This window comes from Streptomyces sp. NPDC058812 (genome assembly GCF_042744565.1).
GTDB classification, from domain to species: Bacteria; Actinomycetota; Actinomycetes; order Streptomycetales; family Streptomycetaceae; genus Streptomyces; species Streptomyces thinghirensis.
Genome location: NZ_JBHYOB010000002.1, coordinates 148,267 through 163,825 on the forward strand (window position 1 = coordinate 148,267; position 15,559 = coordinate 163,825).

Annotated in this window: 15 protein-coding genes and 2 pseudogenes; 3 read left to right on the forward strand and 14 right to left on the reverse strand. The window is 69.7% G+C overall.

All coding sequences use genetic code 11. The features are described from left to right. Nucleotides 1-8 precede the first annotated feature (8 nt). Together ACFW48_RS04700 and ACFW48_RS04705 are read left to right on the forward strand one after the other, a co-directional pair. Nucleotides 9-1,187, forward strand: a complete 1,179-nt coding sequence (locus ACFW48_RS04700; protein WP_386310462.1) for a MalY/PatB family protein — start codon at nucleotides 9-11, stop codon at nucleotides 1,185-1,187. Nucleotides 1,188-1,647: 460 nt separating this feature from the next. Beyond that, nucleotides 1,648-2,802, forward strand: coding sequence for an acyl-CoA dehydrogenase family protein (locus tag ACFW48_RS04705; protein WP_386310463.1), 1,155 nt, complete (start codon nucleotides 1,648-1,650; stop codon nucleotides 2,800-2,802). 189 nt (nucleotides 2,803-2,991) lie between these two features. Here ACFW48_RS04705 and ACFW48_RS04710 read toward each other — a convergent pair whose 3' ends face one another. From ACFW48_RS04710 to ACFW48_RS04775, 14 genes and pseudogenes are all read right to left on the reverse strand, one after another. Continuing rightward, nucleotides 2,992-3,744: a large ATP-binding protein gene (locus ACFW48_RS04710; protein WP_386310465.1), complete on the reverse strand. Its 753-nt coding sequence runs from the start codon at nucleotides 3,742-3,744 to the stop codon at nucleotides 2,992-2,994. Next, complete coding sequence (locus ACFW48_RS04715) at nucleotides 3,741-4,406, reverse strand: hypothetical protein (RefSeq protein WP_386310466.1); 666 nt, start codon at nucleotides 4,404-4,406, stop codon at nucleotides 3,741-3,743. Before ACFW48_RS04715 ends, ACFW48_RS04710 begins: the two co-directional genes overlap by 4 nt. Then, nucleotides 4,403-4,879, reverse strand: coding sequence for a hypothetical protein (locus ACFW48_RS04720; RefSeq protein ID WP_386310467.1), 477 nt, complete (start codon nucleotides 4,877-4,879; stop codon nucleotides 4,403-4,405). Before ACFW48_RS04720 ends, ACFW48_RS04715 begins: the two co-directional genes overlap by 4 nt. Continuing rightward, entirely contained in the window at nucleotides 4,876-5,643 is a 768-nt protein-coding gene (locus tag ACFW48_RS04725) for a glycosyl hydrolase (RefSeq protein ID WP_386310469.1), read from the reverse strand. Before ACFW48_RS04725 ends, ACFW48_RS04720 begins: the two co-directional genes overlap by 4 nt. Continuing rightward, the gene (locus ACFW48_RS04730) at nucleotides 5,640-6,239 is read right to left on the reverse strand and encodes a DUF4913 domain-containing protein (RefSeq protein ID WP_386310470.1); all 600 of its coding nucleotides are present in this window, start codon (nucleotides 6,237-6,239) and stop codon (nucleotides 5,640-5,642) included. Before ACFW48_RS04730 ends, ACFW48_RS04725 begins: the two co-directional genes overlap by 4 nt. 93 nt (nucleotides 6,240-6,332) lie before the next feature. Continuing rightward, nucleotides 6,333-7,229 (reverse strand): DNA cytosine methyltransferase, encoded by an 897-nt coding sequence (locus ACFW48_RS04735; RefSeq protein ID WP_386311104.1) that lies wholly within the window; start codon nucleotides 7,227-7,229, stop codon nucleotides 6,333-6,335. A gap of 121 nt (nucleotides 7,230-7,350) precedes the next feature. Beyond that, a pseudogene (locus tag ACFW48_RS04740) lies at nucleotides 7,351-7,617 on the reverse strand (hypothetical protein); the annotation flags it as partial. Continuing rightward, complete coding sequence (locus tag ACFW48_RS04745) at nucleotides 7,614-8,798, reverse strand: DnaB-like helicase N-terminal domain-containing protein (protein ID WP_386310471.1); 1,185 nt, start codon at nucleotides 8,796-8,798, stop codon at nucleotides 7,614-7,616. The pseudogene ACFW48_RS04740 and the gene ACFW48_RS04745, both read right to left, overlap by 4 nt. Then, nucleotides 8,795-9,025: a hypothetical protein gene (locus tag ACFW48_RS04750; protein ID WP_386310473.1), complete on the reverse strand. Its 231-nt coding sequence runs from the start codon at nucleotides 9,023-9,025 to the stop codon at nucleotides 8,795-8,797. Before ACFW48_RS04750 ends, ACFW48_RS04745 begins: the two co-directional genes overlap by 4 nt. Continuing rightward, a pseudogene (locus ACFW48_RS04755) lies at nucleotides 9,022-10,810 on the reverse strand (type IV secretory system conjugative DNA transfer family protein). Before ACFW48_RS04755 ends, ACFW48_RS04750 begins: the two are co-directional and overlap by 4 nt. Before the next feature lie 95 nt (nucleotides 10,811-10,905). Next, nucleotides 10,906-11,571, reverse strand: a complete 666-nt coding sequence (locus tag ACFW48_RS04760; RefSeq protein ID WP_386310474.1) for a hypothetical protein — start codon at nucleotides 11,569-11,571, stop codon at nucleotides 10,906-10,908. A gap of 976 nt (nucleotides 11,572-12,547) precedes the next feature. Further along, complete coding sequence (locus tag ACFW48_RS04765) at nucleotides 12,548-13,045, reverse strand: hypothetical protein (protein WP_386310475.1); 498 nt, start codon at nucleotides 13,043-13,045, stop codon at nucleotides 12,548-12,550. A 25-nt stretch (nucleotides 13,046-13,070) separates the two neighbouring features. Next, entirely contained in the window at nucleotides 13,071-13,835 is a 765-nt protein-coding gene (locus tag ACFW48_RS04770; RefSeq protein WP_386310476.1) for a hypothetical protein, read from the reverse strand. A 97-nt stretch (nucleotides 13,836-13,932) separates the two neighbouring features. Then, nucleotides 13,933-14,496 carry a hypothetical protein gene (locus tag ACFW48_RS04775; RefSeq protein ID WP_386310478.1) on the reverse strand — a complete coding sequence of 188 codons (564 nt, stop codon included), beginning with the start codon at nucleotides 14,494-14,496 and terminating at the stop codon, nucleotides 13,933-13,935. Nucleotides 14,497-14,939: 443 nt separating this feature from the next. On the opposite strand from ACFW48_RS04775, the gene ACFW48_RS04780 reads away from it, so the two are divergent. Beyond that, nucleotides 14,940-15,530, forward strand: a complete 591-nt coding sequence (locus tag ACFW48_RS04780) for a hypothetical protein (protein WP_386310479.1) — start codon at nucleotides 14,940-14,942, stop codon at nucleotides 15,528-15,530. Nucleotides 15,531-15,559: the final 29 nt, after the last annotated feature.

Below are 15,559 nucleotides of genomic sequence, written 5' to 3' on the forward strand. Positions count from 1 at the left end.
CTGAGCTCATGCCGGTCGAGTTCGACGCGGATTCGTTCAAGCCTGCGGAACTCAAGTGGACTGAACAGGGCCCCGCGAACATTGGCCTCGGGGGCGCCGAGATGGACTTCGGCACCGCGCCTGTCGTCGTCGACGCTGTCCACGACGCGCTGCGGTCCGGTGTGCACGGTTATCTGTCGCCGGCCCGGTCACTGGCTACACGTGTCGCGAGCGCCCAGTGGCAGAAGTCCCGCTACGGGTGGTCTGTGGACCCCGAAATGGTCCGGCTGGTGCCAGACGTCGTCACCGCGTTGTTCCGGATCAGGCCGGAGTACATCAACCCCGAGTGGCCGGTAATGGTCATGACGCCGGCGTATCCGAAGTTCTTCAAAATCGCCGATGGCCTGGGCCGCCGGAGCATTGGCGTGGAGCTGCTCCGGGAACCCTCCGCCTTCACACTCGACCTGGAGCGTGTAGAGGGCCATCTGAAGACCGAGGGCCCGTGTCTCGTCGTCCTGTGCAACCCGCACAATCCGACAGGGTCCGTTCTGAAGGAGGGTGAGCTGGTACAGCTGGCGGAGCTGGTGCGCAGGCACGGCGGCATGGTGATCAGTGACGAGGTCCATGCCCCGTTGGCCTACCCCTCCGCCACGCACCTCCCCTTCGCCTCGCTGCCTGGTGAATCAGCGTCGAGCATCACTTTCACGATCACCTCGGCGTCCAAGGCATGGAACATCTCCGGCATCAAGTGTGCAGAAGTGATCCTGCCGCACCGGAACGCCGTGGCAGCATGGGATGCCTCCGAGATGCTGCGCTCGACGTCGAACTCAACCTCCACCCTGGGGGCTGTCGCGGCGATGGCCGCGTATCTCGACGGCGCAGAGTGGCTGGATTCGGTGATCGACTATCTAGCCGGAAACCGCGACGTCGTCAGCCTCTTCGCCCGCACCGAGCTGCCCGTCATCGGCTACGTCGAGCCAGAGGCTTCGTACCTGTCGTGGCTGGAACTGCCTGAGTGGCTCGGCCAGGGCAACGCAGGCCCTGCGGAGTTCATCTCGCGGGCAGCCAGAGTGTCGGCCATGGAGGGTGCCGACTTCGGGCCGGTCAGCAAGGACTTCGTCCGGCTGGGCTTCGCAACCTCATGGCCCGTTCTCCTCCAGGCGCTCGACCGGATAGCCGACGCGATAAAGGGAGGCCCGGTGAAGTAACCCGACGCCGCGAGCTTCGGGCGCAGCGGCACCCCCGCTACGCACAGGGAACGACCGCCCCTCTCCCGCGTCCACGCCTGCCGCGCCGCGGGCCCGGCGAGGACGCAGCCGGGCGCTCGTGACGGGGGCGGGTCAAGAGACCGCTGGGCATCCCGCTACAGGCCGGCGAAGAGTGTATTCGCGCGGCGGCGGCCGCCCGGATCGGCTGTCGGGGGCCCCGCAGCCGCGCTCCGAGCGCCACACGGAACCTGGCCATGCCTGGAGAACGAAGGGATAGAACAATCAGCGAAGACAGGGCTAGCGAGACAGACGTGACCGCGCAGACCACCAGCAAAAGAGCCTGGGCGACGGTCGCGGTTCTCTGCGTGTGATGTCGAGCTGCTGCAGCGGGCCGGCCGACTCCCTCACATGCAGCACTTATGTAGTGACCAAACCTTGCAAGTCGCAAATGAGGAGAAGAATGGACCACCATCTGTCCCCCGAGCACGAGGAACTCCGCAGCACGATCGAGGCGTTCGCGCACGACGTCGTTGCCCCCAAGATCGGCGACTACTACGAGCGCCACGAGTTCCCGTACGAGATCGTCCGCGAGATGGGCCGCATGGGCCTGTTCGGCCTGCCCTTCCCCGAGGAGTACGGCGGCATGGGCGGTGACTATCTCGCGCTCGGCATCGCGCTCGAAGAGCTGGCGCGGGTCGACTCCTCCGTGGCGATCACACTGGAAGCGGGTGTCTCACTGGGCGCCATGCCGATACACCTCTTCGGCACGGACGAGCAGAAGCAGGAGTGGCTGCCCCGGCTCTGTTCCGGTGAACTGCTCGGTGCCTTCGGTCTGACCGAGCCGGACGGCGGCTCGGACGCGGGCGGCACCCGCACGACCGCGGTGCGGGACGGCGACGAGTGGGTGATCAACGGCTCCAAGTGCTTCATCACCAACTCCGGTACGGACATCACGGGCCTGGTCACGGTCACCGCCGTCACCGGCCGCAAGCCGGACGGCCGTCCGCTGATCTCCTCGATCATCGTGCCGTCGGGGACGCGCGGGTTCACGGTCGCGGCGCCGTACTCGAAGGTCGGCTGGAACGCCTCGGACACGCGCGAGCTCTCCTTCTCGGACGTGCGGGTCCCGGCGGCGAACCTCCTCGGTGAAGAGGGTCGAGGATATGCCCAGTTCCTCCGGATTCTCGACGAGGGCCGGGTCGCCATCTCCGCGCTAGCGACGGGTCTCGCGCAGGGTTGCGTGGACGAGTCCGTGAAGTACGCCAAGGAGCGGCACGCCTTCGGGCAGCCGATCGGGGCGAACCAAGCGATTCAGTTCAAGATCGCCGACATGGAGATGCGGGCGCACATGGCGCGGGTCGGCTGGCGGGACGCGGCGTCGCGCCTCATCGGCGGGGAGCCCTTCAAGAAGGAGGCGGCGATCGCGAAGCTCTACTCCTCCACGGTCGCCGTCGACAACGCCCGCGAGGCCACGCAGATCCACGGCGGCTACGGCTTCATGAACGAGTATCCGGTGGCCCGGATGTGGCGGGACTCCAAGATCCTGGAGATCGGCGAGGGCACCAGCGAGGTGCAGCGCATGCTGATCGCCAGGGAGCTGGGCTTCGTCGGGTGACGCCGACCCCCGGGGTTCCATTCACGTCGCCTTCGCCAACGGGAGCGGCAACGATCAGTAGTTAGATGGGGGCTTCGGTCCGGGGTTGAACAGGAGTACTGGAAAGTGCTCCTGTTTCGCCCCTTCCTCGGCGGGCGGACGCCGTCTGCGGACAGTGGCAGCGGGGCCAAGGGGCGCTGGTGGCGGTCCCTAGTGCTCTGACCGCATGGGTTCGCCGGGTTGGCGGTCGTGGCGGTTGGATGTGCGGTGACGCAGGTCGGCTTCCCCCTGCGCAGTGAGCGAGAGGAGCTGGCCGGGCCGGTACACGTTCTCGGTGATGTCCTGATGCAGTAGCCCGTCGGCGACCAGCCGCTGCACGGTCTGCGGGAAGACCGCCGGGTCCTGCCACTGGGCCCTCTCCCGCGAGATGTACGGGTCCTCGCCGATCGCGTTGCGGCGAAAGCGAACACCTCCGGCCGCAACCACTCCGAGGGCTACCAGCCCGCGCTCCCCGGCAACGGCCCAGTCGTCGTCCCGGTGGGGCCTCGTCTCCTGGCCCGGCCCATGGCTCTTGTTGCTCGCGTGTTGAGCAGGCTCCGGCGAGGAAAGAAGCCGGCGGTAGGCGGACAGGGACTCGACGAGCTGGCTGTATGCCCGGTCCTGCTGGGCCAGGCCGTCTCCGAGGTCCGGTAGAGCTGTTTGCAGCAGCGCGTACGACACCTGGGCTCGGCCGACTTCACCGCGACCAGTGCCTTCGAGCAGCCGCTGAGCGCGCTGGACCGCGTCGAGCACGCTCTCGTGTCGCTCGTCCAGCGCCGCTGCGGCTTCGATGACGCGTGTAGCGGCCTGGTGCAGCGGCTCCTCCGGACCATGTGCGAGGGCGTGCACGCTGACATCCCCGACACCGAGCACTTCGACGACGAGATAAGGCCCAGGGTGTGTGTCTGCGTCGTACGGGTTCACTCCGTCGTCTCCATCCGGGCGAGCAGGGAGCGGACCAGAGCGGGCAGGCTCCCGGGATCGTTGTCGAGCCGAGGGCGGTCGCTCACTTCGCTGAGGAGATCGGCGTCATCGAGCAGGCCGCTGGAGATCTCCATGCAGGCGTCGGTGATCCGGGCGGCGGCGAGCAGCGACTGGGAGAGAACCTCGACGTAGTCGTCCGGCGCGAGGCCGGCGGCCTCGGCTGCGTTGCGGACCGCCTCCAACTCAAGTGCGTTGAAGGCGAAGTCGAACTCGTCGTCCCGCTCAGTACCACCGGGCGCGGCGGCGATCGGGGCGCGTGGCTCCGTGGGTATGCCCACGCGGGTACAGATCTCGTCGACCGAGGAGGTCAGCTCGGCGAACGACTCGGTGAGCCACCCCAGCGCGGAGGCGTAGGAGGCCAGAGCGAACAGGCCCGCCGAACCAGCAGGGCGTGGCTCTATGGCCACGAAGCCCTCGAACCGGTCGTTCAGCTCGGTGATCACGCGGGGCCCAGCGGCCAGCGGACCCAAGACGGGATGCAGGTAGGAGCGGGCGGCGGCCGTCGGGTACTCGGCGGCAGGGATGCCGCCGACGTTCTGAGCGGCCTCGGTGAGGAGATCCGCCAGTTCTGAACGGGTCCGCGCAGTACGGTCGTTGGTCATCGCTGGGTGGCCTTTCGAGAAGCAGTGGCCGAGGGCGGCGCTGGTGACGGGGCAGCCGCGCGGCCCGTTGTCGGCCGTTCGGTGGTGAGCGTCGAGCGAGACCGGGCGGCCTGCACGCGGGCCTCCGTGGCGGAGTCCGGGCCGACCCCTTGCTGGGGCTCGGTCCGTAGGTGGGCCGCGCGGTAGACCGCGTAGTCCTTCCGGCTGCCAGCCGCCACGAGGTAGATCTCGCGCTTGTGGGTCGAGGTCGGTGGCGCTTGGCGGAACTGGATGACCAGCCGGTAAGAGACCTCCGGGTCGACGTACACCTTGTGGAAGCCGGCGAGGCGGCCCTTCAACGGCAAGCAGTCGTCGCTTCCGTGGACCAGGTTCTGCAGCTCCAGCAAGGCCAAATCGCGCATCTCAGACGGGAGTTCCCGCAGGTCGGCAATGGCGTCAGGATGCGCGGCGAAGGCGAAGCGGGCGCGGCTCACAGCAGCCTCCCCTGGACCGGTACCGCCGCCGACGCGCGGGGCGCGTCGAGCCCGATCTGCGGTGTCGGAGAGGTTCCGGCGGACCGGGAAAGGGCGATGCGGGCGATGCGAGCCCGGACGACAGCACCGTTGTGGTCGCTGTACTCCGGAGGCTCGGGCAGCGGTTCACTGCGCTCGTCCAGCCAGGTCTGGGCGACGCCGACGTCGGGGAAGGCGCCTTCGCGCATCGTGTACGTGCCGGCGCCGTGGTTCCACTCCTCGTAGAAGAGGCGAACCGGTGCCTGGGTGGCCTGGGAGTCGTTGACGAGTGTCCACGCCTCGCTGGGGTTGTCGTCAGAGGTGTAGGTGTCGAGGACCTCGTAGCGGGTGCCCGACTTCTGGATCTGCTGTTCCACCTGGAGGGTGAGGTCGTCGGCGGGCTCGATGTAGTCGCCACCGTGCAGTGCGATCCGTTCGAGCGGGCAGCCGCGTTCTGCCAGCCAGTTCTGTGCGAAGGACGCCGTGGCGTGGTGACTCGTCTCGAACGTGAACGTGGACTGCCGCAGATCCCGAGCGACCGCGATCGCAACGAGCTGTGGCTCGCCGGGTATCCCCCAGGTGACCGATCGGTCGTGGGCGAGGACGAAGCTGTGCGAACCGTTGGGTGTGGTGTGGTGCTGGGACAGCACCGTCAGGTCGCCAGCCCAGAGAGCCTCCATCGCCTCCTCGGAGTCGTCGTCGACCGGCGAGAGATCGTCGAGGCCGAAGTCGAGAACGTCGTTCACGCCGCCACCCCCGCCTGCTCGGGCGCCGGGGTGGCCAGCACCCGGTGATTGGGGCGAGTTGCGCTGGTCGTGCAGGCCGCGAACGGTCCGTCGGGCGCACGCAGGTGCGCCAGGGTCTGGTCCAGGTGGTCGCGGTGCCAGGTCGAGGGGCCGGACAGGCCGGCCTCCGTGTCGGTGAACTGCTGCCAGGCGAGCCAGAGTGCGTGGAGCCGGGCGACGGCCTCGGGGTGTTCGTGCCAGTGCGCGCACCAGGGACGGCTCGTGCTGATCTCCCGGCCGTACACCGGCAGGAAGAGGTAGTTCACCCAGTCGCTGAGGGCAGCGAGTTCGACGGCGTACTCCTTGCCGCCCAGGGCGAGGATGAACACCGAGGCGGGGCCGTCGGGCTTCTTCCCGTCAGCCGCCTCGGCTTCCGGAGCGCCGTCCGGCGGCTGGATGGCGCCGGGGTCGGGCTCGGAGCCGAGGCGGTCGAGGATGACGCCGTGCTGCCTGACCTCGGCCATGGTCTTGGCGAGGGCGCTGGCGAGGTCGTCGAGGTCTGCGTCGGGGACGCGGTACGGCTCGGGGCCGGGGGAGGTCGGGCTGGTGTCGGCCATGGGGGTGTGCTCCATCTGTGAGACGGCGACATGCCCGAGAGGATCCGGAGAATCAGCGGTTTGGTCCGGCCGGAAAATCGCGGTAGTGGAGCGCTATCGGTCGGCGCAGCGGGGACAGCGGGGGAAGGGTGGTGCCAGCAACTGCAAGGCGTGCGAAGCCTGTTGTGGGACGACGCCGTTGCCGAGCGCGGTGAGCTGCGCCGGACGGCCGAGCCCCGGAGTCGCGGTGACCCAGCCGGCGTCGAGGCCCTGCATCCACTCCACGAAGTCCGCGCGGAGCCGACCGGCCGCGTCTGTGGGGACCGGGGCCGGGCGGGTGAGGCTCTCCCATCGGGTGATGGCGGATCCGTACGCTCCCCATCGCCGGTCCGCGCCCCCGCCTCCGGCGTCTCCTCCGCCCAGAGGGGCAGGACCACCGCCGACAAGGGAGGCCGCCATCCCTTCCCGGGGCGGCGGCCCGGGGTGCCCGTGTCGCTGGCCCTCGGCGTCGGCAACAGAGACGCAGCCGCGCTGGGCAGGGTCATGTCGCCATTGCCGTGCCGCTGGTTCGGCGAGCCCTTGATTCCGTCCGACGCCTTCGGGGTCGGCAGCAGCAGCCACTCGACCTCGTCGGCCAGGTTCGGACCGTGCCCCCCGCTCTTCCGCTTCGATGGATGCTGGCTGCCGCCGTTCTTCCCGATGTTGCTGGTCGGCGTCTTCAGCAGGGTGCCCGGCGGGCCATGCGGCGAGGAAGGTCCGCTCGCGGCGGTGCGGGGCCCCGACGTCGGAGGCACGAAGCACGAGCCACTTCGCGTCGTACCCGAGGTCGGCCAGGGATCCGAGTACGGCACCGAGTGCCCGCAGAGCAGGCTGACCTGCGGTGTCTCCCAGACACCACGGGCAGGGTTCCACGTCGCCAGGGGAACCGGCGGGGGAGGTGAGGAGGCCGCGCACATTCTCGATCACAACCAGGCAGGGTCGGAGGGCTGCGACCGCACGGGCGACGTGCAGCCAGAGCCCGGAGCGGGTCTGGGCGTTGAGTCCGGCCCGGCGGCCGGCGACCGAGACGTCTTTGACAGGGGAAGCCGGCCGTCAGGACGCACACCCGGGGGACGGTGGACCAGTCGACGGCGGTGATATCGCCCAGGTTCGGGACGCCGGGCCAGTGGCGGGCCAGGATGCGTGAGGCGTTCGGTTCGACCTCGGCATGCCAGGCGAGCGTGCCGCCGAGCGCGGACTGCACGCCCAGGTCGAGGCCGCCGTACCCCGAGCAGAGAGACCCGATCAACGGGGTGGCGAGGCTCGGGGCCGTGACGCGTAGGTCCGGCGCGGCTGCGGAGATGGGGTAGATCAAGGCGAGTTCCAGGGGCAGAAGAGGCTGGTGGGGAGGGGGCCTCACGGGTGGCCGCGCGAGGGTGGTCGGGCTGCTGACAGCGTGGGGAGACGGCTGACCGGGGCTGGGGGTGACGCGCCTGGGCGGGGTGTGCTGCGGGCGCGGGCGGCCTTCACTCGGTCGGGCGGCGGCTCGGCCGCCGACGGAGCGGATGCCGTGGTCTTCGGAGCCGGACTGCTGTTCGCGGTGGCCCAGCGGGCACATACCTCGTCGAGCGGACCGAGTTCGTGCAGGGCGTGGTTGATCAGCCGGCCGGGCCCCAGAACCTCGTCCTGGGCCAGGGTCCGGATGGCTCGCGCGGAGGCGGCGGCGGTGCGGGTGACGGAGGAGCGCATCACCCGCTGTCCGAACCAGTCGGCGCTGCCGGGGACCATGCCTTCGCATACGGCGGTCAGCTGCTCGCTCGACACTGTGCCGTCGGCCAGCAGACCGCGTCGCTGGGCCTCCCAGAGCAGGGTGATCCGGTCGATGGGTTCGCCTCGGTGGTGCAGCGCGCCCAGGCACCGGTAGAGCTGCCCGTGGGCCGGGTCAGCGAAGTCTCCCGGCCGCAGCCAGGCCACCACCTCGCCCATGGCCCCCGGCTGTTCGGCGAGGACGGCCAGGAGGAACCGCTCGTCCTCGGCGACTTGGCCGCTGGCTTGGCCGCTCTGCGCCGGAGGCGGGATATCTGTGGCGGCAGAGCGCCCAGCGGTGGGTGGGACCGGTCGAGGGTCGGTTCCCCAGCGTTGTGCAAGGTCGGTGAGTACGCCGGTCAGGACGTCCGCGGTGTGCAAGGCTCCCTCGACCTCGCCCTGGACGGCGTCGGCCCGAGCCGCCTGGTGGAGACGGATCGCGTGCTGGGTGACGGTACGGTGAATCGCCCCCTCCAGCACCATGCGGCCGTACACCGGGGCGTGCTCGGTTCGGGGACACGCCTGGATCAGGCTGTGGGCGTACGCTGCGGTCAGCCCGCGCACGTGCTGTCCGGCCTCCTCGACCGCGTCGGTCACCCACGACAGCGGCAACGGACCAGCGGCCGAGAGCGCGGGATGCCCGTCGTTGCGCAGCTTGCGGAGCGCGGCGAACAGCGCCTGGTGGACGGGCCGATAGAAGTGGTCCGCAGCGAGCCACTCCAGGTGCGTGAGCTGCTCGGGGTCGAGGAGTGCGGCACCGAGGACCGCCTGCTCGGCACTCATCAGCGGGTTCACCGCCGACCTCCCGGATCAACGGAGGACGCCTCGTCCTGCCGGATGAGGAGGTTGGCGACTGCCTGGTCGGCAGCGGCCATCGACAGCGCGAAGTCGTCCAGGACGGCGGTGAAGGCGGGATCGGAGGCGGGAACCGAGCCTGCCCTGCCGTCAAGCCACCACCGGCCACCGCGCAGGACGACCGGAGCGTGGGCCAACCGCCCCTGCGGTGGTGTGGACGCGCTCATGCCGACAGTCCAAGATCGTCCTGGCCGATGCTCTTCGCGAGAGCACGCTCGGTGATGGCCTTCGTTGCGCGAGCGGAAGCCGGGCCGACCACCTTGGCGAAGGGCTCCTTGTACCAGGGCTTGAGGTTGAGCATGGCGACCCGGATGCCGGTGGCCAGCAGTAGAACCTTGCCCTTGGGCAGTGCGCGGATGGCGTCCGGCGGAAGGATCCGCTCCGTGCGCATGCTCACCGAGGTGGACTTGCCGCCCTCGCTGGTCGACACCGAGGTGGTCTGGACGTCATGGTCGCCGACCTGACGGCTGAGCCGGTCGGCGAAGTCCGCGTCATCGATGCCAGATCCGATGATCTTGATGGTGGCGGCCGAGTACAGGGCGTCCATACCGGCCTCGCCCCAGCACCGCTGGCCCTGACGGTAGGACTGCAGGATCGTCATCGGGATGACGCCTCGGCTGCCCAAGTGGCTGTAGAGATCAGGGAGATCCGAGATGCGGCAGACGTTCGCCGCCTCGTCGAGAACGCACAGGGCGGGCGGGTCGAGCCGCCCGCCGGAGCGCTCGGCCACGATCACGGCCGCGCGCATCACGGCGTCGGCCGCCGCCGCGATGATCGCCGACGCGCTGCCGCCGCCGTCCTTGCTCAGCAGGTACAAGGTGTCACGAGACGTGGCGAAGGCGAACGGCTGGAACTCGGGAAGGCCGTCGTTCGGGGTGACCCAGGCGGCGACGTCCGGGTCGAGCAGGCAGCTCGCGTACTGCCTCGCGGTCTCATAGATGCCGTCGCGCGTTTCGGTCGCGCCGGAGACGGTGCCCTGGAGCTGGGCGGCGACCGCATGGTGGCCGGCGTCGGTGAGCAGGTCCACCGGCGTGCGGTCGGCCGGCATCGCGAGCCAGGCCAGGACGTCGGTGATCGGCCGCCGGTGGGACGCGGCGGCGAGGAAGAGGGCACCGAGGGTGTTGCTCGCAGCGGTGGACCAGAAGTCGGAGCCGCTCGACTCATCCACGCTCGCCGTCACGAAGTGCCCCGCCAACCTCTTAGCCCCGGCGAGATCGCGGGCGTCAGCGAGGATGTCCCACCACATCTCGCGCGGGTGATGGGCGATCTGCTGCGGATCGAGGGTCCAGATCGTGCCGACCTCGGCACGGGCGTCCACCGTGGTGGTGAAGGCGTCGTTCGCGGCTTTGTTACTGGTGAGCAGGACCGGGCCCGGTGCCGAGAGGATCGCGGGGATCGCCAGCCCGGACGTCTTGCCGGAACGCGGGGCCATGATCGCGACGATCACGTCCTCCCAGGACGCGCGGACCTCCGCACGACCGGGATCGAGGGTGCCGAGCAGGATGCCGCGGTCAGCGGGCAGGACCTCTTTTACTCTCCCGGTCGCCCAGGCTCGGGCGCAGGCTCTTCGCCTTGGCGACGATCTCCTTGTCCAGCAGCGGCGCCAGGTCCGCCTTCCGGGCGAGGCCGGACTTGGACCCGGCACGCCAGCGCATCCACAGCACGGCAGCGGTGACGACCAGGGCAACGGTGAACAGGGCGGGGACTACGCGGGCGCCGACCATCAGCATGCTGGTGCTCAAGGCCGGCCACAGCACCTCCGGGTGCAGCAGCGCTTCCGTTACGCGGAAAGGGGCCCATGTCCCGCTCCCGACGAAGGTGTTGGTGAGATTTCCGGTCAGCCAGGCCAGGGAGCCGAAGGCCATGGCGGAGCCGAGGATGCCGAACAGGAGGTAGAGGAGCGCGTCCGACCCGGTGGTGGTCGAGGGCGCGCTGGTGCGCGGGGAAGGCACGGCGGTTCCTTGGGTGTGCGAGCGGGCAGGGGCGGGGCGCGCTCGGCTCTCGTGCAGCTCATGGGGGTACTCCTGGACGTCTGAGGCGGAACGTTTCAGCGGGGTCGGCCGGCAGAACGAGACGCGGGCGGAGGTGCTGCGGTGGCCGGCGGACTGCCGGTCGACGGCGATGTTCCGGCGCGCGGCGAGGAGGCGCGGGCCGCCCGCTGCCGGTCTGCATCGACGTTCCGGGCAGCGGACGGCACAGGAGCAGCCTCGGCACCGAGGACATCGTCGAGCAACTCCCGGCTGCGCAAGACGTTGACCATCTGGTGGTGCCGGGGGTCCGTGCGCTCTGCGGGACAGGCAGCGAGACCGTCCTCGGCGACTTCCAACTGCTCGCGGACGTCCTGGAGCATCCCGTACGCGGCTGCCAGTCGGGTCCACGTCTCGAAAGTCGGATTGTGATGCGGGTCGTCGAAGTCGAGACGGGCGCGAGTCCAGTCGGCGGCAGAGGCGACGAGTTCGGTCAGCTCGGGCAGAGCCCCGACCAGTGCGCCGTTGACCTCCTCGATGATGCCCGCCACCTCATCGGGCGAGGCGTCCTCGTGGAGGCGAGAGATCATTCCGCGGACCGAGTACGGATCGGCGGAAGCGCTGGGCAGGTCCCTGACCTGCAGCGGCTTGTCGGAGCCCGGTGCCACGCTGCGGTGGGCGAGCCGGATGTTGTGCTGCATGGCCGCACCGACGGCCTCGCCGATGCTGGAGTAGTACTCGGGCACGTTTGCCTCTTCGGGTGAGTGGTCCTTGACGGGTGAGTCGAGCGGAGGCGCGCGACGTACTGGAGGCCGACGGCGGAGAGGGCGGCCGGGGTCACCGTCGGGGGGGTTGAGGCGCGCGGTGGGTGACCCGTCGCAGAGCAGGGCGCCGTCTGGGAACTGGACGCCGAGGAGACCTTGGCCTGGTTCGCCGCAGGAGAAGTGGCGAGAGCGGCACCACGGTGATCACGGACGGTCCGTGCTGGGGAGTAGCTCGTCGAAGCGTCGCCGACGCGGCGTAGCTCGGCCTCGGAGTCGACGAGTTCGGACTGGGCCGAGCTGACGAACTCCGAGGCGAAGCCGAACCGGTCGGCGAGCGCATACGCGTCGTCGTCCAGGTCGTTGACCTGTTCTCCCGCTGCTTCCAGCGCCTCCCGGACACGCTCCAGCGCACCGTGCTCGGGGTGAAGGAGGTGGTCGACTGCCCGCTGAAGGCTGGCTCCGTCTTCGGCCGCACGGATCTGGTCCGTGATGCTGAGGAGTTCAGCTCCGGCGGCGTAGGGCCCCAGCGCATGCACCGGAGGGCTCATCCGGGCCGTGTCGAGGGACGGCGGAAGGGTGACGTCATAGCGAGCGGCTCGAAGCATCTCGGCCGCATGGCTGGCGATGGCGACCTGGTCGGCGAGCGGAGTGGTGGTGGGCAGGCGATGGCGTCGGCCGTGCCAGTCGTCGATCTGCTTGAAACCGGCGTGACGGAGGAGCTGCGCGGAGAGGTCATCAGTAGCGCCCTTGGCAACGACGCTGCCGCTGAACTCGGACGTGATGGTGATCGAGGTAGGCACGGAAGTCTCCGGGGCAGAGGGAGCGAAGGACCCGTCGGAAGTGGGCCAGTGGGCAGAGCGTCCGGCAAATCCGAGGTTTGGTCCGGCCGAGAAGCGCTGGTAGAGGCCGCACGGCGGCGGTCAGCCGGGCGCCCCGCCGAAGCAGGGCACCCGGTCGTTCAGAAGAAGGGATTCTCTGTCGGCCGGTCGGCCCCAGTTGCGGCCATGAGCAGTTCGGCGAGGTCCTCCGGCTCGGACGACCTCTGGTCTATCCACCACCCGGCACGGGTCACCGTACGAGCGTTCTCCTCGATCTCCGCCCACTCCGCTTCGCTGGTCGTGCCTTCGGCGACCAGCGCGGTGTAGGCGTTGGTCAGGATCTGGTGACGACAGCGCACGCCCCAGGGAACGGCCCGCTCGGTCCCCTCCAGGGGAGGCATCCGGTACTGCTCGGACCAGGCTTCGGAAGCCGTCTGCTCCTCGGCGCGCTTCGCCTTGAGCCAGGCGGCCTTTTCCTGCTCGTCGCCCTCGTTCGAGGCGCGCCAGCAGTCCGTGCACTCCTGCCTGGCGAGCCACTCGGCGAAGCCGGCGCGGCGGTCAGCCGGTCGGTCGGACAAGTCGCGGTCGGCATGGTGACCGCAGGTGTGGTCGATAGGCCAGATCGTCTTCACGGCCATGGAAGGACCTCCTTGAGGAGTTGGATCAGCGGTCGCGGGAGTACGCGACGCGGGGGTCAACCGGCCGGACCGCCGGTGTGGAGACGGCGGCGGCGGGGACCGGCGCCCTGCCCGGGATACCGGCACGGGCCGGGCTGGCGGCGAGCGCGGCGGCGCTCAACGGAGACGCGCGGGCGGGACCACGACCGCGCTCACGGCCGGCGGTCGGCGTGGCAGCAGGGCGGGGCCGAGCCGTCACCTCTTGAGCGAGGCGGGGCTGCACTGCGACCTGGAGCCCCGAACGGTGCAGGGCCACCGTGGCGGCGGCGACTTTCCCCAGCGCCTCGACGCGATCGGTGGCCGCGGGGAGCGTGTAGATGTCCAGGCTCGAGTTGTGCCGCCAGCCGTCCTCCACCAGCGCCAGCCCGCTGAGGCCGGAGACACGGTCGTCGAAGGCTGCGACGATGCCGAGCTGCGGGTGATCGGCGAAGGCGACGTCTGGTTCACCGAGCGGGCCGCGGTCGCGTACCTGTGCCGTGTCGGGCGCCGGTGCAGGGTCAAGTGCGACGTCCACATCGACCTGGTAGCCGGCCTTGCGCAGCAGCTCGATGGCCCGGCTCGTACGGCCGTGTCCGTCACGGTTCTGGTCGGCCAGCGCGTACAACGTCGGCTGGTCGGGGACGGGATGGAAGTCGAATCCCCTGAGCATCCAGGTGCTGGCCGCGAGGTTCTTCGGGTTCGCGGCGACGATGCCGTGGACGGGGTGGTGGCCGAAGGCCAGGTCCGGCAGCACGTCGTAGTGGCTGGGCATGGCAGATCCATCCGAGGCGGGTGCGGTTGCAGGTGCGGGCGACGGGCGGATCAGTTCTGAGGGTGCGGTGCATGGAGGACTCCTGGATCGCGGTCGGTCAGAGACGGGGAGCTGATGAGGAACTGGCCGGTGGCGGCGCGGTCCGCGCGGAAGACTCCGGCGGCGGACCGGTCGGGAGCACGCGCTGGCCGACCGACGGCGAAGAGGCGAGAGCGACCCTCGCCCGGGATGGAGCGGAGTCGGGCGGGAGCACGGTGGCGGCGCGCGCCTCGCCGGAACGTTCCTGCTCCTGGCGTGTCGGTACGCCAAGCTGGTCCAGGCGGGCGTCGACAGCGAAGAGGAGATCCGGCACGCTGCCGCCGTGACGCGCATGCGGACCGTCCGGCTCGGAGTCGTAGATCACCTCGTAGACGGCGGGCTCGGCGGACCGGTGGCGGGTGACCATCCAGCTTTCCGGGGTCTCGGGGTGCTCGGAGGGTGGCTCCTGCGGGGGCGAGATGATCAGCGAACTGCCGTCGGGAAGCTCGGCGTGGACGATGTAGTCGCTGAGGCCGTACTCGACGGTGCCCTCCAGGCCGCGCTGCCCGAGCGCGGAGCAGAGGGCGGCTTGAAGGCGACGCGGATTGGATGTGGCGGTAGGGGGCGGGGTTTCGTGGTGCATGGAGTTCTCCGTTGCGAACGTCCCGCCGCACGGCGGGAGCCGACGGGGCGTAGAGCTTGAAGGAGCGCGGTGTTCCATGAGGATCTGGTGATCGGGCAGTTTGGCGCTGCCGTGACTGCGTGCTAGGGATCACCGCGAGCGACCGGGAGCCGACGGTTGCGATGCCGGCGGGACCTGGGGCGAAGGGGCTGATACGGCAGGGGTGTTGTGCGTCGAGCGGGTCAGGGCGACGCGAGCCCGCTCGGTCTGCGCTGACCGTTCGGTGTCCGCTCGGTGCGCGAGGTATTCACCGACGCGCACCAACGCCGGTCCCTTGGAGCCGAGTTCGTGTGAGTAGTGCCAGCCTTCGGTGTTGCGGTGCTCCTCGGCACGCTCCTTGCAGAGGTGGAGCACGCTCAGTCAGTAGGGCGGTCCGATCCGAACTGGAGGCAGAGAAGCATGGGTTGCAGACAGGACTCGCGGACTTCTCGGGAACTTCCTCGGAGGAGGAGCCAGAGACCGAGCGCTGCTGGGAGTTCGGGCACCCCTTCGTGAAGTACGACGATGGGCTGGACACGCTGAGCGACGAGACGCGCGAGCAGCTCGACCGACGTGAGTCGGGATGCACACCGAAGGAACGGGAGAAGGCGGTCGCCGTCCTCCGGGTGCTGGTCACCGCGCACTCCCAGGGCGGCGACGTGTGGGCTTCACTCGACGACCCCAGCTGTCGCCTCTTCGTGGAGCCGTACGACTCCGACGGCTTCTACCTCACGATCGAAGCGCCGGAACCAGGCGACGACGAGGCTTTGTGGGAGATCGAGGTCGGCCGTTGGGTGCCGGACGATCCCGAGGAGGAGCCCGGACACCACACAAGCGCGACAGGCCACGACGTGGTCGGCTGTGCCCTTCCGGTCGCGCCGACCGCCGAGGAGATCGCCCATTTGCTGAAGTCCGTGGACGAGAAGCCGCTGCTGCTTGCCGAGTGGGCTGAGTCGCAAGTGGGAGCAGTACTCGCAGGGACGGCGATGGTGGTGACCCAACGCTACGACTCGTGATCCGGGTAGGCAAGGAAGGCGTGACGCTC

What these genes read in the sequence shown, in the direction of transcription:
- ACFW48_RS04700 (WP_386310462.1), top strand. Translation starts at nt 9, where the DNA reads ATGCCGGTCGAGTTCGACGCGGATTCGTTCAAGCCTGCGGAACTCAAG.
- ACFW48_RS04705 (WP_386310463.1), top strand. Translation starts at nt 1,648, where the DNA reads ATGGACCACCATCTGTCCCCCGAGCACGAGGAACTCCGCAGCACGATC.
- ACFW48_RS04715 (WP_386310466.1), bottom strand. Translation starts at nt 4,406, where the DNA reads ATGACCAACGACCGTACTGCGCGGACCCGTTCAGAACTGGCGGATCTC.
- ACFW48_RS04730 (WP_386310470.1), bottom strand. Translation starts at nt 6,239, where the DNA reads ATGGCCGACACCAGCCCGACCTCCCCCGGCCCCGAGCCGTACCGCGTC.
- ACFW48_RS04750 (WP_386310473.1), bottom strand. Translation starts at nt 9,025, where the DNA reads ATGAGCGCGTCCACACCACCGCAGGGGCGGTTGGCCCACGCTCCGGTC.
- ACFW48_RS04765 (WP_386310475.1), bottom strand. Translation starts at nt 13,045, where the DNA reads ATGGCCGTGAAGACGATCTGGCCTATCGACCACACCTGCGGTCACCAT.
- ACFW48_RS04770 (WP_386310476.1), bottom strand. Translation starts at nt 13,835, where the DNA reads ATGCCCAGCCACTACGACGTGCTGCCGGACCTGGCCTTCGGCCACCAC.
- ACFW48_RS04775 (WP_386310478.1), bottom strand. Translation starts at nt 14,496, where the DNA reads ATGCACCACGAAACCCCGCCCCCTACCGCCACATCCAATCCGCGTCGC.